Consider the following 23,107-nt stretch of genomic DNA (forward strand, 5'->3'; position numbering starts at 1 on the left):
AGCTCCGATGGCCCCGCAACGGGGAAGTCCACCGCCCCGGGATTGCGGACGAATCACCTGCGTGTCGCTGATTGGCCGTCCCATCAGTTGCCGCGAAGCGCACTCAAGGCGCGCTGGCAGACGGCGTGCCACGTCTCTCCGCCCTTATCCCGTGTCAGGACACTGGCGACCACTGATTCCTCGCAGGTCCGGCCGTGCCAGGAACAACCGCCTTCGGCCGCGCGTCGTCCACGGTGTAGCGCTGATTCGTACGGTCGTTCCTCAATCAGTTCGGTTGACATATGACGCGCGACGGACCCTTCTTCTGCGGCGATCCGTGGATCGGTAAGGATCGCGTAAACGTACGACGGACCGATGATGTCCTTGCTGAGCTGTCCGGGCCCCGACAGCGGTCGTCGGCCCCATGCGCGGACGAAATTGGACCTATGAATACCAATCTTCGTCCGGTCGGGATAGACCTCATTGTCGCGTAACCGGTATGTGAAGGTTCCGCCGCGCCGTAGCCGGAAAGCCTCCCCCGCGTACCGTCTGATACGGCCCCAGACAGGATCGAAGGCATGGGCACTCGATCCGGTTTCCGCGAGGTCGGTGTCTTGGGGCTGCCTCGGCAGTGGCCGAGAAGAGATAGGACTCGCTGGGTGAGGGATTCGGCCCGCGTCCTCGGCGGGGCGAGCGGTGACGGTCGCCGCCACCTTCCAGAGGACCGGGACACGAGGGCTCCGCCCGGTGAGTGCCAAGATAGTCAGGAGAAGGTGCAAGGCAGGCGGCCCCAGTATGGATGCGAGCGTCCAGGTCCACATGACGACGTCGTCCGACGGGATCTCGGTTGCAGCCCCCTGGTACCGAAGCGAGGCGTAGACGCCCACCAGAACCAGAGTGACCAAGAAGGACACGACGGCCACGACATCGATGAGGATCGACTGCACGGCGTGGAAGCGCACGACGGGCCGTTGATCACGACGGAAGACCAAACCCCCAACGAACCCCAGAAGGTACGCGAGAGCGGAGCGCCATGAGGTGCCGACAACGTCCGGATTCCAGGGAGGCTCGATGTCGGACCCCGCGTTTGTGCGGCGAGGTGCCGCCCGGCCGCTGATGCTGTTTCGCCTACGCTCCGATGTGGCGGTTTGCGCTTCTCGGCGTTTGCGTTCGGCCCTCTCGATGATGACAACCACTGTTTGGACGATGCCGGCGATCGAGGCGACGACTCCGAGCACCGCCAGAACGACGCTCATGCATCCTCCTCTCGCGAATGGAGACCCTTTCTAACCGGGAGAGTTCGATGGTCGCACACCACGCTCGGGACGGTGAGTGCGATGAGTGTCTCTGAGTGTGATGATCGATCTTCACATGAGTGGCTGGACACATCGGCGGCCTACCGGCCCCTGGAGAATGGGGGCGGGTCGTCCGATGCTGGGTTGCCTGGCGACTAGCTCCGCAAGATCAAGCCCTTGTGGCGCCGTATTGGCTGATGGGCAGTAAGGGAACAAGGCGGTGACGTGGAGCTACGCAGTCACGTGGGCCAGGCCCTGACGGATCCCACGAGGGCGATGGAAAGCGGGACCACCACGGGATGATCAAGCAGGAGCGGACACCGGTTCAGGGTGTTCGCCCACGTCAGATTGCGTAATCGGATGAGACGGCCCGCGCCTACCTCAAGGGACTCCCGTCCAAGTCAGGAGGAAGCGGGTCGAAGGGAAGGCGGCCGGTGTCCGAAGGTGCGGTCGATGGCGATGCGGGTGAGCCAGCCCAGCCCGGCGGTGAAGAGCGGCGGCCACACGATCGGCCCGAAGGAGTAGCCGACCAGCACCACCAGCGGGATCCACACCCGGTGCGCGGCCTGGTGCAGCAGCCCCGGCAGCCGGGGGCCGGCGAGTCGGGCCGCGTCGGGGAGGACGAAGAAGCCCAGTGCGGCGGCCGTGGTCGGCAAGCCGTACTTGACGCTCTCGAAGACCGCGAAGGCGGCCAGGAACAGCGTGAGCGCCCCCCAGGCGAGCCGTCGCGGCCGGGTGACTTCCTCGCGTGTGCTCTCGATCGCCACGCCGCCAAGCGTACAGAAAGAAAGGGCGAATCAGGTCTCGCCTCCTGATGGGTGAATGCGGTGTGAAACAGCTCCGGCGTACGCTGTCAAGGCAGTCAAGATCCTGTGCAAACCGCCTGCCGGGCCAGGAGTCCGGCGGGCTCGTTCCGCTAGCACCACCGGACTCGGAAAGGCAGTGGCGATGCGACTGACCAGGATCGTTGTCGCGGGCATGGCAGTGGCGCTGGCGCTCGGCGCGTGCGCGGGCGGGGGCGGAGGCGGGGGCCAAGGTGGAGGCGTCGGCGAGACGCAGGGGGGTGCGTCCCCCGGAGGGCTGGAGAAGAGTGAGCTGCTGATCGGCGTGGTGCCGGTCGCGTCGTCCGCCTCGCTGTTCATCGCTCAGCAGCGCGGCTTCTTCAAGGAGGAGGGGCTGACCGTCAAGACGGAGATCATCCAGGCGCCCACCGCCGTCATGCCGAAGATCGTCAACGGCAGCATGGACGCGTTCCTGACCAGCTACGTCTCGCTCATGACGATCAACGACTCGGGTGCGGCCAAGCTCAAGCTGTTCCAGCACACGATGGGAGGCGCGCCGGGATTCTGCGCGGTGGTCGTGGCCGAGGGGTCGCCGATCAGGACCGTGGCCGACCTCAAGGGCAAGACCATCGCGGTCAACGTGCTCAAGACGCTCGGCCACACGGTGGTCAACGCCCACCTCCAGCAGGCCGGGCTCAAGCCGGACGACGTCAAGTTCGTCGCCGTGCCCTTCGCTGACCAACTCGGCGCCCTGGCCTCGGGGAAGGTGGACGCGGCCTGGCTGGCCGAGCCGTTCCTGAGCGCGGCCAAGAAGGACGGCGCCGTCCAGATCGTCGACACCATCGGCGGGCCCACGGCGGGGGTGCCGATCGACGGGTGGGGTGTCACGGAGCAGTGGCTGGCGAAGTACCCGAAGACGGCCGCCGCCCTGCACCGGGCGCTGGCCAAGGGACAGCAGATCGCCGGCGCGGATCGTAAGGCCATCGACGAGGTCGTGCCGACGTACACGCAGATCCCCGCGGACGTGGCGGCGGCCATGCGGGTCGGCGAGTTCACGATGGAGGCCGACCGCGCGAGCGTGCAGAAGCTGGCCGACCTCATGTACGGCTTCGGGTTCCTCAAGGCCAGGCCGGACGTGGGACAGATCTTCGCGCCGATGGCCGGCTGACCGAGATTGCGAATCCTATTCACTACGGCGCGTCCGGGATGGCGGGGGCGGTCGTGCTGGCCCTGCTGCTGACCACGTTGCGGCGGTTGCGCCGGAGCTGAGTGACGGTCTCGCGCCCCTCAATCCTGCCGGGCCAGGGTGCCGGTGACGAGCCGGCTCACCTTGCCCACCGCCTGCACGCCCGCGCCCATCGAGCCGTGCCGGTCGGAGATGACGGCGATCAGGTACGTGTGCCCCCGCGTACGCACCCGCCCGATGCTGTTGACCGTCCACCGCCCGCCGTGCCGGGGCCGGGGAAGCCATCCGTTCTTGAGCGCGACGTCCGCCCCCTGCCGCCCGGACGCGCTCACCCCCCACACCTGCCCAGGGGTGACGCCGCCCATGAGGCCCAGCACGTACCGGCGGTTCTTTCCGGAAAGCGGGCTCCGCGGCGAGGTGAGCGCGGACAGCAGCCGGACCTGGTCGGCGGCGCTGGTGGTGGTCGAGCCCCACGCCCCGCTCGGGTCGGGCCTCGTCTCGCGCAGGCCGAACCGCCGGTTCGCGGCGGCCAGCCCGGACGCGCCGCCGATCGCCGACCACAGCGCCGAGGCGGCGGCGTTGTCGCTGACCTGGATGGCCCGCGCGGCGTCCCGCCGCTCCCCGGCGGTCAGGCCGCGCCGCTGGCGCTGGGCCCTGAGCAGCAGCGCCATCACGATGTCGACCTTGACGATGCTGGCCGTGGCCGTCCTGAGCCCCGGGTTGTAGGAGTAGGACCGGCCGGTCGACAGGTCCCGCACCGACACCGCCACCTCGCCGGGGACGGCGCCGAGGTAGCGGTCGATCGTCCGGGTCAGCGGCCTCTTGAACGAGGAACTCCTCGGACGGCCCAGCGTCCCGGCCAGGCCGGCGACGGTCTCACGCAGCACGGACGGGTGCGCGGCGACGTCCGGCCCCAGAGCCACGAACGTGGCCCACATCCGGTAGCCGTCGAGCCCGCGCCGCAGCGTGAGGGTGTAGCGGCCGTCCGCCGAGCCGGCGGGGGCGCCGGGCAAGACGGCGGCTTGGACCGTTCCAGAACCGGGAACGAGCTGCCCCGCTCCGGTGATCGCCAGCGCCAGGGCGGCCGTGGCGACCACGCGCGCCTTCCCCCGTTTCGTGCCGAAGTTCATGTGTCCCCCCGGGTGGTGGGTCCCGGCCACCCCGCGCGCGCCGGGACCACCACCTGATATGTGTGCGGCGTCAGCCGTTTGTCCCTGCTTCGCCCGGGACCGCCCGGTGGATGACGGACGCGGTGAAACGTACGGGCAGGGCGACGGGCCCGCGGGTGATGCCCGCGGGCAGCCAGCGCACCGCGGCCGACGGGTCGGCCCAGGCCAGCCCGGGCAGCCGGGCCAGCAGCACGCGCAGCCCGACGGCGGCCTCGACGCGGGCCAGCGGGGCGCCCAGGCAGTAGTGGATGCCGTGACCGAAGGCCAGGTGCCGCGGCTCGGGACGGGTCACGTCGAGCCGGGCGGCCTCGTCCGGCGGGAGGGCGTCGCGGCTGGCCGAGGTGAGGGCGACGGCGACGGCCTGACCGGCCCGGATGTGCTGCCCGCCGAGGGTGAGGTCCTCGGTGGCGAAGCGGGCCGGCGTGGTCTCGACGGGGGCGTCGTAGCGCAGGAACTCCTCCACCGCCGCCGGGACGAGCCGGGGCCGTTCCCTGAGGTACGCGGCCTGCTCCGGGTGGTCGAGGAGGGCGGCCAGGGCGTTGCCCAGCAGGTTCACGGTGGTCTCGTGGCCCGCCACGACCAGCAGGACGGCGGTGCCGAGCAGCTCGGTGTCGGACAGGCGGCCGTGGTCGTCGTCGTGCACGCGGGCGAGCTCGGAGAGCAGGTCGCCGGTGGGCGTGCGGCGCTTGTCGCCGAGGAGGCCGCGCAGGTAGGAGTTGAGCGCCACCAGGGCCGCCCGCTGGGCCTCCGACGGGTTGCTCATGCCCTCGCGGGTCCAGCGTTGCAGGTCGGCGCGGCGCTCCTCGGGGACGCCGAGCAGCTCGCAGATCACCGCCATCGGCAGCGGCCTGGTGAACGAGGCGACCAGGTCGGCCCGGCCGTCGGCGGCGAAGGCGTCCACGAGCCGGTGGGAGAGCTGCTCGATGCGCGGGGCGAGCCGTTCGGCGGCGCCCGAGGTGAACGCCTTGGAGACCAGGCGGCGCAGCCTGGTGTGCTCGGGGGGATCGGCGGTCAGCATGTTGCCGCCGAAACCGGAGCCGGCCAGCATGATGTGCTGCCCGGCGGCGCGCAATCGCTCGGCGAACGGCTCCGGGTCCTTGCTCAGCTTCGGGTGGGCCAGCGCCTCCCGGCCCAGCTCGTACTCGACGACCAGCCAGACGGCCGATCCGTCGGCGGAGCGCACGCGGTGGATAGGACCACGTTCGCGCAGCTCGGCGTAGCGGGCGTGGGCGTCGGCCTTGAAGTCGGGGGTACCGACGAGAATGGCGTCATCGCGGGTGGTCATGACCTGAATGCTCCGCCCGATGACATATCGGACGCCAGTGTCACTTGACCTGGAGCCTGCTCCAGGTGGCAGCGTCGTCCTCGGAAACAGCCATGGCTACGAGGGAGCCTTACATGACAGTCCGGCAGCTGGGGCGGAGCGGCATCCAGGTGAGCGCGATCGGGTTCGGCGCCTGGGCCATCGGGGGGCCGTTCACGTCCGGCGGCAAGCCCGCGGGATGGGGCGAGGTGGACGACGACGAGTCCATCGCGGCGGTGCGCCGCGCCCTCGAACTCGGGATCACCTTCTTCGACACCGCCGACGTCTACGGCACCGGCCACAGCGAGCGCGTGCTCGGCAGGGCGCTGGCCGGACGGCGGGACGAGGTGGTCATCGCCACCAAGTTCGGCAACGTCTTCGACGCGGGCACCCGTACCGTCACCGGCCGCGACCTCTCGCCCGGCTACGTCCGGCGGGCGTGCCAGGCGTCGCTGGAACGGCTGGGCACCGACCGCATCGACCTCTACCAGCTGCACATCGGCGACGCGCCGCTGGAGCAGGTGGACGACCTGGTCGCCACGCTGGAGGGGCTCGTGGACGACGGGCTGATCCGCGCGTACGGGTGGAGCACCGACGACCCCGAGCGGGCGGCGGCCTTCGCCAAGGGGCCGCACTGCGCGGCGGTGCAGCACGAGCTCAGCGTGCTGCGCGACGCCCCGGCGATGGTGGCCGTGTGCGAGACGCACGAGCTCGCGTCGGTCAACCGGGGGCCGCTGGCGATGGGGCTGCTGTCCGGGAAGTACGGGCCGGAGTCCCGGTTGCCGATGAACGACGTGCGCGGGGACTCGCCGGCGTGGATGACGCTCTTCCGTGACGGGCGGCCCGCTCCCGAGTTCCTGGCCATGATGGAGGCGGTTCGCGACATTCTGACCTCCGGGGGGCGTACCCTCGCGCAGGGGGCGCTGGGGTGGCTGCTGGGGCGCAGCGAGCGTACGGTGCCGATCCCCGGGATCAGGACGGTGGGGCAGGCCGAGGAGAACGCGGGCGCGCTCCGGCACGGGGCGCTGAGCGCGGCGGAGCTGGCCCAGATCGGCGAGCTCCTGCAACGACCGGCCTGAGGTGGTAAACCCTTCAGCGTTGGAGGGCGATCTGGCGGACGCACTCGTCGGCGATGCGGCGGGCGAACCCGGCCGGGTCCTCGTGCGCGGGCACGTGCTCGGGCACGACGGCGTGCACGATGCCCTCGGCGAGCAGGTCGGCCGCGCGTACCCGCTGCCGTCTGGCCACCGCGGGCGCCTGCTCGGGGCCGCCGTGCAGGATCGCGCTCGCGCCCTCCGGCGGGAGCGGTGACAACCACGCGTTGCCCGCCGCGATCACCCGGCGGGACGGCAGCAGCGCCAGCGCGCCGCCGCCGGTGCCCTCGCCCAGCAGCACCGAGACGGTGGGGACGGTGAGCTCCACCATCTCGGCCAGGCAGCGGGCGATCTCGCCGGCCAGCGCGCCCTCCTCGGCCGCCGCCGAGAGATCCGCTCCCGGGGTGTCGATGACGCAGATCAGCGGCAGCCGCAGCTCCTGGGCGATGCGCATGCCGCGGCGGGCGCCCCGCAGCGCCGCCGGGCCCAGGGGGCGGAGCTGGGACTGGGTGCGGCGGTCCTGGCCGACGAGGACGCAGGGGGTGCCGGAGAACGAGGTGAGCGCCAGCAGGAGCGCGTCGTCGGTCTCGCCGAGCTGGGTGCCGTGCAGCGGCAGGACGTCGTCGGCGGCATGGCGCAGCAGCTCCCGCACGCCGGGCCGGTCGGCGCGCCGGGTGAGCGCGATCGACGACCACGCGTCGCCCCCGGCGGGAAGGGATCCAGCGTCGTTCCTTGCGGGAGGGGATCCCGCGTCGCCTCCGATGGGAGGGGAGTGCGGGTCGCCGCTGGTGGACGCGGGGTTCGGGTCGTCGCCGGCGGGCGACGGCCCGGGCTCGGGAGTGGCCGGGCGGGGGGTGCCGGTGAGGAGGGCGAGGGCGCGGGCGGCGACGGCGGCCAGCTCGGACGCGGGCACGACCGCGTCCAGGATGCCCTTGTCGACCAGGTTCTCCGCCACCTGGACGCCTTCCGGGAACGGCTCGCCGCGCAGCGTCCGGTAGACGACCGGCCCGAGGAAGCCGATGAGCGCCCCCGGCTCGGCGACCGCGACGTGCCCGAGCGACCCCCACGAGGCGAACACGCCACCGGTCGTGGGATGGCGCAGGTAGACGAGGTACGGCAGCCCGGCCGCCTTGTGCGCCACGACGGCCCGGCTGATCTCGACCATCCGGACGAACGCCGGCGTGCCTTCCTGCATGCGGGTCCCGCCCGAGGCGGGCGCGGCGATCAGCGGCAGCCGCTCGCGCGTGGCCCGGCGGACGGCGGCGATGATGCGCTCCGCCGTGGCCACGCCGATGGAGCCGCCGAGGAAGCCGAACTCGCTGACCACGAGCGCCGCCGCGTGCCCCCGGATCGACGCCCGCCCGGTGAGCACCGCCTCGTCGGTGCCGGCCCGCTCCTCCGCGCGCCGGAGCACGGCGAGATACCCCGGCTCGTACGCGGCGCGCTCGATCGGCTCGTCCCAGGAGAGGAAGCTCCCGGGATCGACCGTGGCCTCGATCAGGGCGCGGGCGGACGGCCTGGTCATGCGGGGCGCAGCCGGGCGTCGTTGCCGACGATCGGGTTGCGCAGCGTGCCGAGGCGTTCGACCTCGACCTCGACCTCGTCGCCCGGCCGCAGCAGCCACGGGGGAGTGCGGGCGTAGCCGACCCCGGCGGGGGTGCCGGTGGCGAGCAGGTCGCCGGGGCGCAGCGTGAACGTGCGCGAGATGAGCGAGAGCGTGTCGCCGACGGTGTAGACCATCTCGTCGGTGCTGCCGTCCTGCACGACCTCGCCGTTGACCCGGGTACGCACCCGCAGGCCGTCACGCAGGTCGCCGACCTCGGAAGCGGGCACCATGGGGCCGAGCGGGCCGGAGTCGTCGCCGTTCTTGCCGAGGATCCACTGGCTGGTCAGCTTCTGCGCCCTGCGCGAGGTGAGGTCGTTGAAGGCCGAGTAGCCGACGACGGCGGCCAGCGCCTGCTCGGGGCCGGCGTCCACCAGCGGCGCGCCGACGTACGCGACGACCTCGCCCTCCCAGTCGAGGCCGTCCTCGTTCGCCGGGACGGGCACCGGGGCGCCGTCCACGGTCAGCGACCGCGTCCACCGGGCGAACAGCGTCGGGTGCGGCGGCAGCTCCTTGCCGGCGAAGGAGCCCTCGGCGACGTGCTTGAGGTAGTTCAGCCCGATGCAGATCACCCGGGCGCCGGGCAGCACCGGCGGCACGAACGTGACCTCCCCGGCGGCGGCCGTCTCGCCGTCCGGCTCCCGGGACAGGAAGCCCGGCGCGTCGGCCCAGAACCGCTCCAGCGGCGCCAGCACCGCGACCTCGCTGCCGTCGGCCGACAACGACGCCACCTCGACCGGGCCGCCGCTCCGGCGGATGCCCACGATCCTCATCGGCCACCTCTCCTGGTACGGAAGGTACGAACCCTTCTAAAGGTTCGCAGGTTTGTGCTTAGATGACGGACTATGCCGCAGAGTTCCTCGCCCGGACAAGCCCTGACCGGCCTGGGGCAGGGCGCGCGTACGCGGGCCGAGCGACTGGCCGCGCTGCTCGACGACCGGATCCGCACGCGCGGGCTGGCCCCCGGCGAGCCGGTCGGCACGCTGGAGTCGCTGCGCGCGGAGACCGGCCTCGCCTACGCCACGGTCAGCGAGGCCGTCCGGCTGCTGCGCGACAGGGGCGTGCTGGAGATCCGGCCGGGGCGCGGCGGCGGGCTGTTCGTCGCCGAGCGCGGGCCGGTGGTGCGGCTGCGGCACACGCTGCTGAGCGTCGAGGAGGAGCCCGGCACGGTCGCCGACGCCATCGAGCTGCGCGACCACCTCGAGGAGCTGATCGACGTCGGCGCCGCCCGGCACCGCACCGGCCAGGACGTCGCCGACCTGCGCGGCCTGCTCCGGCGGCTGCGCGCCGCGCCCGACTGGGACGGCTTCATGCGCGCCAACTGGGCGCTGCACGAGCGGATCGCCGCGATCAGCCCGAACACGATGGCGCGGGCCGTCTACACCGGCACCCTCGGCCACCTGGGCGCCGCGTCCTCCCGCTTCGGCGACGACCCGGCCGCCGCCGCCGGCTACCGCGCCGGGCGTTACCAGGTGCACGCCGACCTGGTCGAGGCGATCGCCGCCGGTGACGAGGCCGCGGTCCGCGCCGCCGTCGCCCGGCACAACACCACCACGTGAGAAGGGGCCCTCATGCCCGGTGAGTACCGCCAGTACCTGTTCCCGCACGATCACCCGAGGCTGGCCGAGGTGCGGGGCCTGGACCCGTACGCCTACCGCGAGTTCGCCAGGAAGCCGGGCACGTTCACCGGCGGCCTGGTCGAGGGCTGGACGCCGCTCTACGGGAACGCCTTCCACGGCGTCACGGAGAACGGCGTCCAGCGCGAGGGCCTCCACCCGCTCGAGCCCGCGGAGCCGGGGGAGGAGGCGCCGGTCGAGGCCATGGTGGCCGCCGCGAACGACCTGCTCGCCGCCCTGGACGAGCAGGGGCGCGAGCGGATCTCGTACGCCGTGGACGCCGCGGAGTGGCAGACCTGGGCCAACCCGGAGTTCATGCAGTTCGACACCGGCCTGCGGCTGGACCTGCAGCCGGAGGCCGTGCGCGAGCGCGCTCTGGCCCTGGTGCGGGCCTCGCTCTCGCCCGAGGGTTTCCGGCTGGCGCACGCGATGATGCTGGTCAACGGCTTCCTCGGCGAGGTCGTCGGCCTGGAGACCATACTCAACGAGTACAGCTACAACCTCGCCCTCTACGGCACCCCCGACCTGCGGGCCCCGTGGGGCTGGCAGCTCTACGGCCACCACTGCGCGGTCAACTGCCTGGTCGTCGAGGGGCGCATGGTGCTGTCGCCGGTGTTCCTCGGTGCCGAGCCCGACGAGATCGACGCCGGGCCGCACGCCGGCCTGCGCGACCTGTTCGCCGACCGGGTGGAGCCCGGGCTGCGGCTGATGGCCGCCCTGCCGGAGGAGCTGCGGCGGCAGGCCGTCGTGTACGAGCGGATGGTCGACCCCGCGATGCCGGAGGGCCGGGTGCATCCGGGCGACGAACGCCACCTGGCCGGGGCGTTCCAGGACAACCGGGTCATCCCCGTCGAGGGGGTGCGCCTCGCCGAGGTGCCCGCCGAGGCCCGGGAGCACGCGCTGGCCATCGCCGGGTCGTTCGTCCGGCTGCTGCCGGAGGGGCCGCGCGCCGCCCGCATGCGGGAGATCGCCGGGCACCTCGACGAGACCTGGTTCTGCTGGATCGGCGGCCACCGGGCCGGCGACGTCTTCTACTACCGGCTGCAGTCGCCGGTGCTCATCGCCGAGCTGGACCACCACTGCGGGGTGTTCCTCGACTACGACACGCCCAAGCCGTTCCACGTCCACACCGTGCTGCGCACCCCGCACGGCAACGACTACGGCCGGGCCTGGGTCCGCCAGTGGCGGCAGCGGGAGGCCGGGAGCTAGCGGGCGCGGCGCAGCCGTACCGCCAGGAGGATCAGGACGACGGGGAGCAGCGCGTACAGCACCCATAGGGGTGTGACGGGGTTGGTCACCTGCTCCTCGTCCAGCGTGCATCCCAGCACGGGCAGCCAGTTCACCATCAGGTCCCTGACCACCAGGGGCACCACCGTCAGCCAGCCGGCGACCCGGGCCGCCGGCCGGTGACCGGTGCGCGCCAGCAGCGCCCACAGCCCGAAGCCCACGGCGACCACGAGCGGCTGCGGGAGGAGCATCAGGACGGCCGCCGCGGTCATGAGCTCCGCCACGTTGCCGAAGCAGGAGCTGTCCACGATCGAGATCTCCACCTCGCTCGGCCCGCCGGCCAGGACCGCCAGCAGCATCGCCTGGGGGACGCCCACCAGCACCAGGGCGGCGCCCCACATGACCAGCGGCCACCGCCAGCGCAGCGGGAGAAGCTCACGCGGCGCCCTGGGGCGGACGATCCGGTCGAGCGCCAGCAGCAGCCCCGCGGCGACCAGGCAGGCGAGCGCGATCAGCAGCAGCTCGTCGCCGTCCCAGAGGAGGAAGCGCAGCGCGTCGCCGGAGAAGGCTCGGACGGCGTCCAGCCCGCCCACGGCGTAATGCATCTCAACCGCCTGCCGGACCTCTTCCTCGCTGGGCATGCCCAGCCCGGTGATCGGCGGCGTGGCGGCGGCCACGGCGAGCAGGGCCAGCAGCCCGGCGCCCAGCAGTGGCGCCCACCGCCTGCGCCGCAGCACCACGACGGGCACGATCAGGAACGCGGTGATGGCCGCGCCGGCGGCGACGTTCGCGGCTCTGGGCACGATGACCGCGGGAACCAGCGGCGTCAGCAGCGCCAGCGCGCACACGACGGGTAAGGCGATTCTGGAGGACACGAGCGACGGGCTTATCGCCCCAGGAACGACGGTGTCAATCCTTCAGCGCGGCGTCCGGGTCCAGCGGGAAGATCGGCCGGTTCAGGTTCCGGTACGGCAGCCGGTGCAGGTCCTGGTCCACACCCCCGGGCGTGAGCGCCAGCATCCAGTCGGCCGCCGCCTCGAACAGCTCCGGCTCCAGGTATCCGATCTTGACCGCGACCACGTCCACCCCGGCCACGTCCACCCCGAGCCGCCGGTACGACTCCAGCAGCCGGTACTGCATCCGCCGCGAGGTCAGGAACACGCTCAGCCCGCCGATGCGCACGCTGACCACCCGCCCGCCGTCGGGGTCGTCGGCCACGGCCTCCAGCGTGCCCTCCAGCAGCAGCGGCCCGGGCGGGCGGGTGTCCACGCGGCCACCGGCGCGCACGCTGACGGCCGAGCCGGCCGGGAGGTGCGCGACGGCCGCCACCGCCTCCGGGTCGAACAGGGAGGCGTAGACGGCGCGGGCCGAGCCGTCGCGGATCTCGGGCCTGGCCAGCATCCGCTCCAGGGCGTAGGTGACGTCGTCGGCACCACCGGCGCCCGGGTTGTCGCCGGAGTCGCTGATGAAGTACGGCCGGGCCGAGCCCTCCTTGAGCGCCGCGTCCAGGCACTCGTCCATGGAGCCCGTGGGGGCGACGAAGGCGAAGTCGTCGCGCGCGTCCCAGAACGCCTGCCCCAGCTCGCGGGCCGCCCGCTCGGTGGCGGCGGCGTCGGTGCCGGTGGCGACGACGGCGCCGGTGCAGCGCGGCTCGTCGGCCCAGGCGAATCCGATCCAGACGGCCGCGTCGATCACGCCGGGCCTGGCCTCGATGTCCGGGATGCGGGCGTACAGGCCGCGGGCGGGCTCGACGCGGGTGCTGGTCATCTCGCCCGGCAGCAGGATCGGCACGTGGACCAGCGACTTGTGCGGGCGCTCGCCCCGGTGGAGTGCTTCGACGAGGTTGCGGGCGGCGCGCTCGCGGGTCTCCCAGACGTCCACGTGGGGCGCGGTGCGGTAGCAGGTCAGCAGGTCGCAGCCGGCGAACAGGGTGTGCGAGACGTTGCCGTGCAGGTCCATCGCCGCCGAGACCAGCGGCTCGGGGCCGATCACGGAGCGGACGGCGGTGATCAGGTCGCCCTCCGCGTCCTGGCGGCCGACGACGCTCATCGCGCCGTGGATGTCCAGCAGCACGCCGTCGAAGGCGCCGTCGGACAGGCCCTGGACGATCTCGGCCCGCCAGGCGTCGTACGCGGCGGCCTCGACCGCGCCGCCGGGCAGGGCGCGGGCGTGCACGATCGGCACCCATTCCACCCCGGCCGCCCACGGCTCGCCGAGCCAGCCGTACCTGCCGAGCAGGGCCTGGCCGCGGGTGACCTCGAAGTCGGCGGTGCCGCTGAGATGCGGCGAGAAGGTGCTGGACTCGATGTGGATGCCGCAGATGGCGATGCGCAAGGACACGTTACCGCTGTGCTTTCTAGGAGGCTTTCTAGGAGGGACGGAGATCGGCCGTCTCCCGGAGGAGCCGGCCCAGTCCGATGAGGGCCGCGTCGGGGCCGGCGATGCTCGCCTCGATGGACAACGACTGGGTCAGCGGCGGCAGGCAGCGCTCGTAGAGCATGCCCTTGACGGCCGCCACGTAGACGTCCAGGCTCGACAGCGCGCCGCCGATGACGACGCTGTCGGGGTTGAGGAAGTTGACCAGGCCCGACAGGGCGACGCCGAGCAGCCGGCCGGCCTGGCGTACCAGGGTGACCACGGCCGGGTCGGCGTTGATGGTGGCGGCGATGACGTCGCGGATGTCGGCCACGGGCAGGCCGCGGCCGGCCAGCTCGCGGGCCAGCGCGGCGCCGCTGGCGACGGTCTCCAGGCAGCCGCTGCCGCCGCAGGAGCACTCGCGCTCGCCGCTGTCGGCCACCCGTACGTGGGTCAGGTCGCCGCTCAGGCCGCGCCCGCCGCGGTAGATCCGGGCGCCGCTGACCAGGCAGCCGCCGATGCCGCTGCCGGCCTTGACGTAGATCATGTCGCCAGCGTCGCGGCGGGTGACGTGCTCGCCGATGGCGGCGGCCTTGGCGTCGTTGTCGACGACGGCCGTCACCTGGAACCGCTCGCGCAGGTCGCTCCGTACGTCGTAGCCGCTCCAGCCCGGCATGCGGGCGGGGCCGACGAGGCGGCCGTGCGGGAAGTCCACCGGGCCGGGCAGCGCCATGCCGACGGCGAGCAGCCGGCGGCCGGGCGCGTGGGCGGACCTTACGCCGTCGAAGGCCCCCGCGACCTGGTCGAAGATCGCCTCGGGGCCTGCTCCTATGTCGACGGCGAACTCCTCGGCCGTCAGCAGCGCTCCCGAGGGAGAGCACAGGCCGACGCGGGCGTGGCGGGCGCCCAGCTCGGCCACCGCGAGGACGCCGCCGTCCTCGCGCAGGCGCAGGATCCTGGGCCGGCGCCCGCCGGTGGAGGCGCCCACGCCCTCCTCCAGGATCGTGCCGTCCTCCAGCAGGCGCCGCACCACGCTGGAGACGGTGGAGGGAGCCACCTGAAGGATCTCCACCAGATCCGCGCGTGACACGGCCTTACCGCTGGCCAGCAGGCTCAACGCCTGCTCACGCAGATTGGCGGGCTCCTCCGGCATGCCTCTCCTCTCCCTGGAAGGAAGACCATCATCGAGCAAGAAGACGATCACCGATAGATGCCTTCGCCGCGGACTCTATCCCGAAATAAGTGTCACGAACAAAGTAGATTTTTCGCATTGACTTACCACTTGTACCTCTATACATTCTCCGGCTGAACGGCCCCTGGAGGGCAGCCCACGTCTCGACGAGGAGAAACATGGGGACGAGAACCCGCATCGTGTGCGGCGTGGTGGCCATCGGGCTGGGTCTGAGCGCCTGCAGCGGAGGCGCCGGCGGCAGCGCGCAGCAGAGCGGCGGCGGCGCGCAGGGCACGGACACCGTGACCGTGGCCTTCCGCACGCCCAACTGGATCCTGCCGATCTCGGCACCCGGCTTCACCCAGGGCGAGAACGACATCTTCTCCACCGCCCTGTACCGCAAGCTGTACAGCTACAAGCTCGACGGATCCAGCGCCGACAACGTCGACCCCGAGCGCTCGCTGGCCGAGCCGCCCGCCGTCAGCGACGGCGGCAAGACGCTGACCATCACGCTCAAGGACAACACCTGGTCCGACGGCAAGCCGATCACCACCAAGGACGTGCAGTTCTGGTGGGACCTCGTCACCGCGAACAAGGACAAGTGGGCGTCCTACAAGCCCGGCGGCTTCCCCGACAACATCGACAGCTTCAAGGTCAAGGACGACAAGACCTTCTCCCTGACCACGAACAAGCCGTACAACACGGCCTGGTTCGTCGGCAACCAGCTCAACCGCATCGTCCCGCTGCCCCAGCACGCCTGGGACAAGGGTGACGCCAAGCAGACCTTCGAGGAGCTGACCGCCGCCTCCAAGGACCCCAAGTCGTACGCGAGCAACCCGCTGTGGAAGACCAACAGCGGCCCGTGGAAGCTGCAGAGCTACGTGCCCAGCGGCGAGGTCGTGCTGGCCAAGCAGGACACCTACTCGGGCACCGACAAGCCCAAGCTGAACAAGATCGTGCTGCGGCCGTTCACCGGCGACGACGCCGAGTTCAACGTGCTGCGCGCCGGGCAGATCGACTACGGCTACATCCCGCCGGCCAACCTGTCGCAGAAGGGCTACCTGGAGTCGAAGGGGTACAAGGTCGCCCCCTGGTACGGGTGGTCGATCACCTACCTCCAGCTGAACTTCAACAACCCCAAGACCGGGGTGCTGTTCAAGCAGCCGTACCTGCGCCAGGCGCTGCAGATGCTCATCGACCAGCCTACGATCAGCAAGGTCATCTGGTCCGGCATGGCCGCGCCCACCTGCGGCCCGGTGCCCGCCAAGCAGGGCTCGCCCGCCGGCCAGGGCTGCGCCTACCCGTTCGACCCGGCCAAGGCCAAGCAGCTGCTGGAGAGCCACGGCTGGAAGGTCACGCCCGACGGGCAGACCACCTGTGCCGACCCCGCCCTGTGCGGCGAGGGCATCGCCAAGGACACCCCGCTGAGCTTCACCGTCACCAGCCAGTCCGGCTTCGCCGCGACCACCAAGATGTTCGCCGAGATCAAGTCGGCGATGGCCAAGGTCGGCGTGCAGCTCACCATCAAGGAGGTGCCCGACTCCGTCGCGGTCACCCCGGCCTGCAAGCCGGAGGAGTCCAAGTGCGACTGGGACCTGTCGTTCTTCGGCTCGCAGGGCAGCTGGTACTACCCGGCCTTCGCCTCCGGTGAGCGCCTGTTCCAGACCGACGCCCCCGTCAACCTCGGCAGCTACAGCAACCCCGAGGCCGACAAGCTGATCGAGAAGGCGCAGTTCTCCGACGACGCCGCCGCCCTCCAGGAGTACAACGACTTCCTGGCCAAGGACCTGCCGGTGTTGTGGATGCCGAACCCCGTCTACCAGATCTCGGCGTACAAGTCGGGGCTGCAGGGCGTCGAGCCGCAGGACCCGATGAACCTGATGTACTTCCAAGACTGGTCCTGGAAGAGCTGACCGTTGACCCGGTACCTCCTCACCCGCCTCGGGCAGGCCCTGGTCATCGTGATCCTGGTGACGCTGATCACGTTCGTGATCCTGCACCTGCTGCCGGGAGGCGCGGCCAGGGCCATCCTGGGCAAGGAAGCGACGCTGCAGCAGATCGCCGCCTTCAACCACGAGATGGGGTACGACCGGCCGCTGTGGCAGCAGTACGCGATGTACCTGCAGCGGCTGGTCCAGGGCGACCTCGGCTACTCCTTCCAGCTCAACCAGTCGGTGTCCGAGGCCATCGGGCAGCGGCTGCCCAAGACCATGCTGCTGTCGCTGGCCTCGACGCTGCTGGCGGTCGTGGTGGCCGTCCCGCTGGGCGTGGTGCAGGCGGTGCGGCGCAACCGCTGGCCCGACTACACCATCAACGGGCTGGCGCTGCTGGCGTACGCCACGCCCATCTTCTTCATGGGTCTCATGATGATCATTCTGTTCTCGCAGGTGTGGCCGGTGCTGCCGCCCGAGGCCCCGCAGGGCTTCACGATGGCGGAGGTGCTGGCCGACCCGGCCGGGCTGGTGCTGCCCACGCTGACGCTGACGATCCTCACCGTCGCGGTCTACTCCCGCTACATCCGCTCGTCCATGGTCGACAACCTGAACGAGAACTACGTCCGCACGGCCCGCAGCAAGGGCCTGTCGGAGGGCCGGGTGATCGTCGGGCACACGCTGCGCAACGGCCTGTTCCCCGTCATCACCCTGCTCGGCATGTACCTGCCCGCGCTGTTCAGCGGCGCCCTGGTGGTCGAGCGGCTGTTCAACTACCCGGGCATGGGGCTGCTGTTCTGGCAGGCGGCGCTCAAGCGGGACTATCCGATCCTGCTCGGCGTCACGCTGCTGATCTCGGTGGCCACCGTGCTCGGCGCGCTGGTCGCGGACGTGCTCTACGCCGCGGTCGATCCGCGCGTACGACTCAAGGCAGGCCGTTCATGACCACTCAGGAAGAGGCGCAGCCCGTCCGCGGGATGTGGCGGCAGGGCCTGGAGGTCTTCTGCGAGAACCGGCTCGCCCTGGTCGGCGTGGGCCTGTTCGTGGTGCTGGCGGCCTTCTCCTTCCTCGGGCCGCTGTTCTACCAGACCGACCAGGTGCACACCGACCTGACCAAGGTCTACCTGACGCCCGGCACGGACGGGCACCCGCTCGGCACCGACGGCGTCGGCTACGACCAGCTCGGGCGGCTGATGCTGGGCGGCCAGACGTCCATCGTGGTGGGCCTGGCCGCCGGCCTGCTCGCCACCGTCGTGGGCACCGTGTGGGGCGCCATCGCCGGGTTCGCCGGGAGCTGGGTGGACGCGGTGATGATGCGGGTGGTCGACGCGATGATGTCGATCCCGGCGCTGTTCCTGTTCATGCTCATGGCCTCGATCGTGACGCCCACGGTGCCGATGCTCATCGTCATCATCGGCGCGTTCGCCTGGCTCGGCCCCGCGCGGCTGGTCCGCGGCGAGGCGCTGACGCTGCGCACCCGCGAGTACGTCCTGGCGATGCGCGGCATGGGCGGCACCGGCGGGCGCGCGGTGCGCAGGCACATCATCCCCAACGCCATCGGCACCGTGATCGTCAACGCCACCTTCCAGGTCGCCGACGCCATCCTGTACGTGGCCTACCTGTCGTTCCTCGGCCTGGGAGTGCCGCCACCCGCGGCGAACTGGGGCGGCATGCTGTCCGACGGCCTGTCGGACACCTTCAGCGGCCACTGGTGGCTGCTGTACCCGCCGGGCATCGCCATCATCCTCATCGTGCTCGCCTTCAACTTCATCGGCGACGGGCTGAGGGACGTCTTCGAGGTCCGCCTCCGGCGGCGCTAGCAGGAGGTTTCGTACATGGAGGTTCCCAGCGAGCCGCTGCTGCGGCTGCGCGGCCTCAGCACCGACATCGCGCTGCGGCGCGGCACGGTGCACGCGCTCGACCACGTCGACCTGGAGGTCCACCAGGGCGAGACGCTCGGCATCGTGGGAGAGTCGGGCAGCGGCAAGACCATGACCGTGCTGTCGGTCATGGGGCTGCTGCCCACCGGCGGCAGCGTCGTCGGCGGAGAGATCCTCTTCGACGGCCGCGACCTGCGCACGATGGAGGCGGCCGAGCTGCGCCGGGTGCGCGGCGTCGAGATGGGCATGGTCTTCCAGGACCCGCTCACCTCGCTCAACCCCACCATGCGCATCGGCGCCCAGGTCGCCGAGCCGCTGCGGGTGCACCAGGGCCTGAGCAAGGCGCAGGCGCGCGAGCGGGCGATCGAGATCCTGCGCCGGGTCGGCATGCCCCGCCCCGACAAGATCGTCGATGACTACCCGCACCAGCTCTCCGGCGGCATGCGCCAGCGGGTCGTCATCGCCATGGCGCTCATCCGCTCCCCGCGCCTGCTCATCGCCGACGAGCCCACCACGGCGCTGGACGTCACCACCCAGCGCCAGATCCTGGAACTCATCGACGACCTGCGCGAGGAGTTCAAGATGGCGGTCATCCTGGTCACCCACGACCTCGGGGTGATCGCCGGCCGCGCCGACAGGGTCGCCGTCATGTACGCGGGCCGCGTCGTCGAGACCGCCACGACCGCCGAGCTGTTCCGCGCGCCGCGCCACCGCTACACCGAGGCGCTCATGCGCGCCCTGCCGGAATCGGCTTCGGAAGGCCGCCTCTACAGCATCCCCGGCCTGCCGCCGGACCTGTCACGGCCGCTGACCGGCTGCCGCTTCGCGCCCCGCTGCGGCTTCGCCACCGACGAGTGCCGCACCACCGACGTCGCGCTCACCGGGGACGGGCACGCGTTCGCCTGCCTGCACCCGGTCACCGAGCCCGTCACCATCACGGCCTCGGCCGGCTCCGAGCGGGCCGCCTCCGGCGCCGCCGAGCCGATCCTGACCGTGCGGGACCTGGTCAAGGAGTACGACGCCGGCGGCGCAGGGCTGCGCAGGACCGCCGGCCGCGTCAGCGCCGTGGCCGGGGTGTCCTTCGAGGTCAAGCCCGGCGAGACGCTGGGCATCGTGGGCGAGTCCGGCTGCGGCAAGTCCACCGTCGGCCGCCTCGTCGCCGGCCTCGAAGCCCCCACGGGCGGCCGGATCGTCGTGGACGGCACCGACCTCGCCGGCCTGGACCGGCGCGAGCGCCACCGCGTGCACCGCAAGGTGCAGCTCATGTTCCAGGACAGCTACGCGGCCATGAACCCGCGCATGCGCATCGACTCCATCCTCACGGAGCCGCTGGAGATCCAGCAGGTCGGCGACGCCGCCGCCCGCCGCGCCCGGGTGAGCGAGCTGCTCGACCAGGTCGGGCTGCCGCGCCGGGCGCTGGAGCGCTACCCGCACGAGTTCTCCGGCGGGCAGCTGCAGCGCATCGGGCTGGCCAGGTCGCTGGCGCTGCGGCCACGGCTGATCGTGGCCGACGAGCCGGTCAGCGCGCTGGACGTGTCGGTGCAGGCGCAGGTGCTCAACCTGATGCGGGACCTCCAGGGCGAGCTGGGCCTGTCGTACGTGTTCATCAGCCACGACCTGTCCGTGGTGGACTACATGGCCGACCGCATCGGCGTGATGTACCTGGGCAAGCTGGTGGAGGTGGGCCCCGCCCACCAGGTGGTGCGCGCGCCGCGCCACCCGTACACGCAGGCCCTGCTGGACGCCGTGCCCTCGCCCGACCCCGGCCACACGCCCAGCCCGGACACGACCATCCGGGGCGAGCTGCCCAGCGCGCTCGACCCGCCGACCGGCTGCCGCTTCCGCACCCGCTGCCCGCTGGCGCAGGACGTCTGCGCCACCGAGCCCGTCCTGGAGGGCGGCGCCCACCAGGTCGCCTGCCACTTCCCCCTCCGCAGGGAGAAGGACTAGCGCCGGACGCGGTAGAGCAGGTGGAGGACCCGGTCGCCCCGGACGACCACGTGCGGGTCCTCCAGCAGGTGCTGGGCGTCGACGGAGCCGAAGTACCGCTTGCCCGAGCCGAGCACCACCGGCACGACGTCCATCGCCACCTCGTCCACCAGCCCGAGGGCGAAGGCCTGGCCGCCGGCCTCGCCCGCCGCGACGGCGACGTTGCGCTCGCCCGCGAGCTCCCTGGCCAGCGCGACCGCCCGCGTCACGTCGTCCACGAAGTGGTACGACGCCTCGGGGTGCCAGCCCTCGGGCTTGGGCCGGTGCGAGAGCACGACCACGTGGTCGCCCGTGGGCGGCCTGCCGTCCCACCCGTTGGTCATGTCGAACAGGTGCCGCCCGATGACCATCGACCCGATGCGGGACCAGACCGGGTTGACGTAGTCGGCCGAGGCCCGCGAGACCTTGCCGATGCCGCCGAGGTCGACGGTCCCGTTGTAGTACCAGTCGAACAGCGGGCCGACCTCGTCGTTCGCGTCGGCGATGAAGCCGTCGACCGAGACGACGTTGTGCATGATCACGTTACCCATCACAGCTCCTGAGCGTGGTCGAAGGTGGTTTCGTCAACGCGTCGATCGCGTGCCGCCGGAATCGACATCACCCGGAGGAAATTTCCGCTCCGGTCCGCGGACGGGCTCGGCCACCTCAGTCACTTGACGGTGGTCCGGTGGCCCCGGGGCGCCGCGGCGTGGCGGGCCGGCCCGACGGTTCTGGCCGTCATGTGACTGATGTGCCGCACCCGCCTGGCGGGCCAGAGTAGGGGCCGCACCAGGGACCGGCCGGACCTGCTGCTCAGCGACACGCGTACTCCAGTGATGGGACATTCATGAAAAGACTTCTGGCCGTCCTGGCGGCCGGTGTGCCGCTGGCGGCGGCGATCTGCCTGCCGACCAGCGCCGCGGTCGCCGCGGTCGCCGCGCCGTTCAGTTGCTCGCCGTCCATCTCCGTCAAGGCTCCGGCGGGCACCACGGTGGAATCGGTGACGGCGCAGCGCCGCGAGGCGGGCACGGTGCACGTGCCGCCGGTGCCGCCGCTGCCGGGCGTGGACGTCCCGGGCGTGCCGGCGCACTGCGCGGTCACCGTCACCCTCACCCACCCCGGCGTCGGCGACCACGCCAAGGTGCAGGTCTGGCTGCCCGAGACGGGCTGGACCGGCCGGTTCCAGGCGGTCGGCGGCAGCGCCTTCGCCGCCGGCGACTACGGCGCCGCCCTGGCCGGCGCGATCAAGACCGGCTACGCCGCCGCCACCACCGACGCCGGCGTCGGCACCTACCTCGACACCACCTGGGCCCTGACCAGCGACGGCGAGGTGAACAAGGACCTGCTGAAGAACTTCGCCGACCGCTCCCAGCACGAGATGACCCTGGTCGCCAAGCAGGTCATCGCCACGGTCTACGGCAAGCCCGCCTCCTACTCCTACTGGAACGGCTGCTCCACCGGCGGCCGCCAGGGCTACATGGAGGCCCAGCGCCACCCCGGCGACTACGACGGCATCCTGGCCACCGCCCCGGCCATCAACTGGGACGAGTTCGAAGTCGCCACCCTGTGGCCCCAGGTCGTGATGAACCAGGAGCACACCTACCCCGCTCCGTGCGAACTCGCCGCCTTCAACCAGGCCGCCATCAAGGCCTGCGACCCGCTCGACGGCGTCCGCGACGGCGTCATCGGCGAGCCCGCCCGGTGCACCTACGACCCGCGCAAGCTCATCGGCAAGACCGTCGAATGCGACGGCAAGCAGGAGACCATCACCGCCGCCGACGCCACCGTCGTCCGCAAGATCTGGGACGGCCCGCGCACCCCGTCCGGCAAGAAGCTCTGGGCCGGCCTGCCCATCGGCGCCGGCTTCGACCTGGCCGGCACCCAGCCCGGCCCGGACGGCACCCGCGTCGGCGCCCCGTTCCCGGTCCCGGCCGCCTGGGTCACCACCTGGCTCAAGCGCCAGCCCACCTTCGACCTGACCACGATCACCTACGCCGACTTCGCCAAGCTGTTCGCCCAGTCCCAGGCCGAATACGACCAGATCATCGGCACCGACGACCCGGACCTGTCGGCGTTCCGCAAGGCCGGCGGCAAGCTCCTGTCCTGGCACGGCCAGTCCGACCAGCTCATCCCCACCCAGGGGACCGTGGACTACCGCGAGCGGGTGGCCCGCGCGATGGGCGGCTCGCACCGCGTCGACGACTTCTACCGGCTGTTCCTCGCGCCGGGTGTCGACCACTGCGGCAACGCCACCAGCACCGGCCCCGTGCCCACCGACGCCCTGGCCGCCCTGACCGCCTGGGTCGAGCAGGGCAAGGCCCCGCGGACGCTGAGCGCCGCCATCAAGGACGCCTCCGGCAAGACGGTCACCAGGAACCTGTGCCTGTACCCGTCCGTCTCCCGCTACACCGGCCACGGCGACCAGGCCGACGCGGCGAGCTACCGGTGCGCGAAGCCCCGGCACTGACCGTCCCGCGTCCCGGGGCCGCCCAGCCGCGGCCCCGGGACGCGGCTTCCCCGTCAGAAGCCACGTCCAGTGTTCCGGAGG

General features: G+C 71.8%; 19 protein-coding genes. 9 read left to right on the top strand and 10 right to left on the bottom strand.

The genetic code is table 11. The features are described from left to right. Positions 1-83 precede the first annotated feature (83 nt). Both HD593_RS10475 and HD593_RS10480 read right to left on the bottom strand, forming a co-directional pair. On the bottom strand, positions 84-1,235 hold the full coding sequence (locus HD593_RS10475) for a hypothetical protein (protein ID WP_185101981.1): 1,152 nt from the start codon (positions 1,233-1,235) through the stop codon (positions 84-86). Positions 1,236-1,675: 440 nt separating this feature from the next. After that, a complete protein-coding gene (locus tag HD593_RS10480) occupies positions 1,676-2,041 on the bottom strand; it encodes a DUF4260 domain-containing protein (RefSeq protein WP_185101982.1) in 366 nt (121 codons plus the stop codon). A 181-nt stretch (positions 2,042-2,222) separates the two neighbouring features. On the opposite strand from HD593_RS10480, the gene HD593_RS10485 reads away from it, so the two are divergent. After that, positions 2,223-3,224, top strand: coding sequence for an ABC transporter substrate-binding protein (locus HD593_RS10485; RefSeq protein WP_185101983.1), 1,002 nt, complete (start codon positions 2,223-2,225; stop codon positions 3,222-3,224). Positions 3,225-3,343: 119 nt separating this feature from the next. Here the strand turns inward: HD593_RS10485 and HD593_RS10490 are convergent, their stop codons facing one another. Beyond that, positions 3,344-4,372, bottom strand: a complete 1,029-nt coding sequence (locus HD593_RS10490) for a serine hydrolase (RefSeq protein WP_185101984.1) — start codon at positions 4,370-4,372, stop codon at positions 3,344-3,346. Positions 4,373-4,442: 70 nt separating this feature from the next. After that, a complete protein-coding gene (locus HD593_RS10495; RefSeq protein ID WP_185101985.1) occupies positions 4,443-5,696 on the bottom strand; it encodes a cytochrome P450 family protein in 1,254 nt (417 codons plus the stop codon). A 113-nt stretch (positions 5,697-5,809) separates the two neighbouring features. Between HD593_RS10495 and HD593_RS10500 the strand changes: the two genes are divergently transcribed. Further along, positions 5,810-6,793, top strand: a complete 984-nt coding sequence (locus HD593_RS10500) for an aldo/keto reductase (protein ID WP_185101986.1) — start codon at positions 5,810-5,812, stop codon at positions 6,791-6,793. A gap of 13 nt (positions 6,794-6,806) precedes the next feature. Here HD593_RS10500 and HD593_RS10505 read toward each other — a convergent pair whose 3' ends face one another. Further along, complete coding sequence (locus tag HD593_RS10505) at positions 6,807-8,333, bottom strand: carboxyl transferase domain-containing protein (protein ID WP_185101987.1); 1,527 nt, start codon at positions 8,331-8,333, stop codon at positions 6,807-6,809. Next, positions 8,330-9,184 (bottom strand): fumarylacetoacetate hydrolase family protein, encoded by an 855-nt coding sequence (locus tag HD593_RS10510; RefSeq protein ID WP_185101988.1) that lies wholly within the window; start codon positions 9,182-9,184, stop codon positions 8,330-8,332. Before HD593_RS10510 ends, HD593_RS10505 begins: the two co-directional genes overlap by 4 nt. A gap of 72 nt (positions 9,185-9,256) precedes the next feature. Between HD593_RS10510 and HD593_RS10515 the strand changes: the two genes are divergently transcribed. Next, the gene (locus tag HD593_RS10515; protein WP_185101989.1) at positions 9,257-9,970 is read left to right on the top strand and encodes a FadR/GntR family transcriptional regulator; all 714 of its coding nucleotides are present in this window, start codon (positions 9,257-9,259) and stop codon (positions 9,968-9,970) included. A 12-nt stretch (positions 9,971-9,982) separates the two neighbouring features. Next, positions 9,983-11,236 carry a DUF3500 domain-containing protein gene (locus HD593_RS10520; protein ID WP_185101990.1) on the top strand — a complete coding sequence of 418 codons (1,254 nt, stop codon included), beginning with the start codon at positions 9,983-9,985 and terminating at the stop codon, positions 11,234-11,236. Here HD593_RS10520 and HD593_RS10525 read toward each other — a convergent pair. The 3 genes from HD593_RS10525 to HD593_RS10535 are packed head-to-tail and all read right to left on the bottom strand — an operon-like array spanning position 11,233 to position 14,762. Then, positions 11,233-12,129: a hypothetical protein gene (locus HD593_RS10525; RefSeq protein ID WP_185101991.1), complete on the bottom strand. Its 897-nt coding sequence runs from the start codon at positions 12,127-12,129 to the stop codon at positions 11,233-11,235. The two genes, HD593_RS10520 and HD593_RS10525, sit on opposite strands and share 4 nt — an antisense overlap. A gap of 34 nt (positions 12,130-12,163) precedes the next feature. Continuing rightward, positions 12,164-13,594 carry a M81 family metallopeptidase gene (locus HD593_RS10530; RefSeq protein ID WP_221524713.1) on the bottom strand — a complete coding sequence of 477 codons (1,431 nt, stop codon included), beginning with the start codon at positions 13,592-13,594 and terminating at the stop codon, positions 12,164-12,166. 28 nt (positions 13,595-13,622) lie between these two features. Further along, positions 13,623-14,762: an ROK family transcriptional regulator gene (locus HD593_RS10535; RefSeq protein ID WP_185101992.1), complete on the bottom strand. Its 1,140-nt coding sequence runs from the start codon at positions 14,760-14,762 to the stop codon at positions 13,623-13,625. A 197-nt stretch (positions 14,763-14,959) separates the two neighbouring features. Here HD593_RS10535 and HD593_RS10540 point away from each other — a divergent pair, with 197 nt between their 5' ends. The 4 genes from HD593_RS10540 to HD593_RS10555 are packed head-to-tail and all read left to right on the top strand — an operon-like array spanning position 14,960 to position 20,541. Further along, the gene (locus HD593_RS10540; RefSeq protein ID WP_185101993.1) at positions 14,960-16,693 is read left to right on the top strand and encodes a peptide ABC transporter substrate-binding protein; all 1,734 of its coding nucleotides are present in this window, start codon (positions 14,960-14,962) and stop codon (positions 16,691-16,693) included. 3 nt (positions 16,694-16,696) lie between these two features. After that, a complete protein-coding gene (locus tag HD593_RS10545; protein WP_185101994.1) occupies positions 16,697-17,656 on the top strand; it encodes an ABC transporter permease in 960 nt (319 codons plus the stop codon). Further along, complete coding sequence (locus HD593_RS10550) at positions 17,653-18,531, top strand: ABC transporter permease (RefSeq protein ID WP_185101995.1); 879 nt, start codon at positions 17,653-17,655, stop codon at positions 18,529-18,531. Before HD593_RS10545 ends, HD593_RS10550 begins: the two co-directional genes overlap by 4 nt. Before the next feature lie 15 nt (positions 18,532-18,546). Next, a complete protein-coding gene (locus HD593_RS10555) occupies positions 18,547-20,541 on the top strand; it encodes an ABC transporter ATP-binding protein (RefSeq protein ID WP_185101996.1) in 1,995 nt (664 codons plus the stop codon). On the opposite strand, the gene HD593_RS10560 is transcribed toward HD593_RS10555, so the two are convergent. Next, the gene (locus tag HD593_RS10560) at positions 20,538-21,110 is read right to left on the bottom strand and encodes a dihydrofolate reductase family protein (protein ID WP_185101997.1); all 573 of its coding nucleotides are present in this window, start codon (positions 21,108-21,110) and stop codon (positions 20,538-20,540) included. The genes HD593_RS10555 and HD593_RS10560 overlap by 4 nt on opposite strands. A 296-nt stretch (positions 21,111-21,406) precedes the next feature. Here HD593_RS10560 and HD593_RS10565 point away from each other — a divergent pair, with 296 nt between their 5' ends. Continuing rightward, positions 21,407-23,026, top strand: a complete 1,620-nt coding sequence (locus HD593_RS10565) for a tannase/feruloyl esterase family alpha/beta hydrolase (protein WP_185101998.1) — start codon at positions 21,407-21,409, stop codon at positions 23,024-23,026. Positions 23,027-23,107 lie beyond the last annotated feature (81 nt).

The sequence above is a fragment of the Nonomuraea rubra genome (genome assembly GCF_014207985.1).
GTDB classification, from domain to species: Bacteria; Actinomycetota; Actinomycetes; order Streptosporangiales; family Streptosporangiaceae; genus Nonomuraea; species Nonomuraea rubra.

Coding starts and splice junctions, on each gene's coding strand:
- HD593_RS10505 (WP_185101987.1), bottom strand. CDS start 8,333: ATGACCAGGCCGTCCGCCCGCGCCCTGATCGAGGCCACGGTCGATCCC.
- HD593_RS10485 (WP_185101983.1), top strand. CDS start 2,223: ATGCGACTGACCAGGATCGTTGTCGCGGGCATGGCAGTGGCGCTGGCG.
- HD593_RS10500 (WP_185101986.1), top strand. CDS start 5,810: ATGACAGTCCGGCAGCTGGGGCGGAGCGGCATCCAGGTGAGCGCGATC.
- HD593_RS10515 (WP_185101989.1), top strand. CDS start 9,257: ATGCCGCAGAGTTCCTCGCCCGGACAAGCCCTGACCGGCCTGGGGCAG.
- HD593_RS10555 (WP_185101996.1), top strand. CDS start 18,547: ATGGAGGTTCCCAGCGAGCCGCTGCTGCGGCTGCGCGGCCTCAGCACC.
- HD593_RS10475 (WP_185101981.1), bottom strand. CDS start 1,235: ATGAGCGTCGTTCTGGCGGTGCTCGGAGTCGTCGCCTCGATCGCCGGC.
- HD593_RS10540 (WP_185101993.1), top strand. CDS start 14,960: ATGGGGACGAGAACCCGCATCGTGTGCGGCGTGGTGGCCATCGGGCTG.
- HD593_RS10495 (WP_185101985.1), bottom strand. CDS start 5,696: ATGACCACCCGCGATGACGCCATTCTCGTCGGTACCCCCGACTTCAAG.
- HD593_RS10560 (WP_185101997.1), bottom strand. CDS start 21,110: ATGGGTAACGTGATCATGCACAACGTCGTCTCGGTCGACGGCTTCATC.
- HD593_RS10510 (WP_185101988.1), bottom strand. CDS start 9,184: ATGAGGATCGTGGGCATCCGCCGGAGCGGCGGCCCGGTCGAGGTGGCG.
- HD593_RS10520 (WP_185101990.1), top strand. CDS start 9,983: ATGCCCGGTGAGTACCGCCAGTACCTGTTCCCGCACGATCACCCGAGG.
- HD593_RS10550 (WP_185101995.1), top strand. CDS start 17,653: ATGACCACTCAGGAAGAGGCGCAGCCCGTCCGCGGGATGTGGCGGCAG.
- HD593_RS10535 (WP_185101992.1), bottom strand. CDS start 14,762: ATGCCGGAGGAGCCCGCCAATCTGCGTGAGCAGGCGTTGAGCCTGCTG.
- HD593_RS10490 (WP_185101984.1), bottom strand. CDS start 4,372: ATGAACTTCGGCACGAAACGGGGGAAGGCGCGCGTGGTCGCCACGGCC.
- HD593_RS10565 (WP_185101998.1), top strand. CDS start 21,407: ATGAAAAGACTTCTGGCCGTCCTGGCGGCCGGTGTGCCGCTGGCGGCG.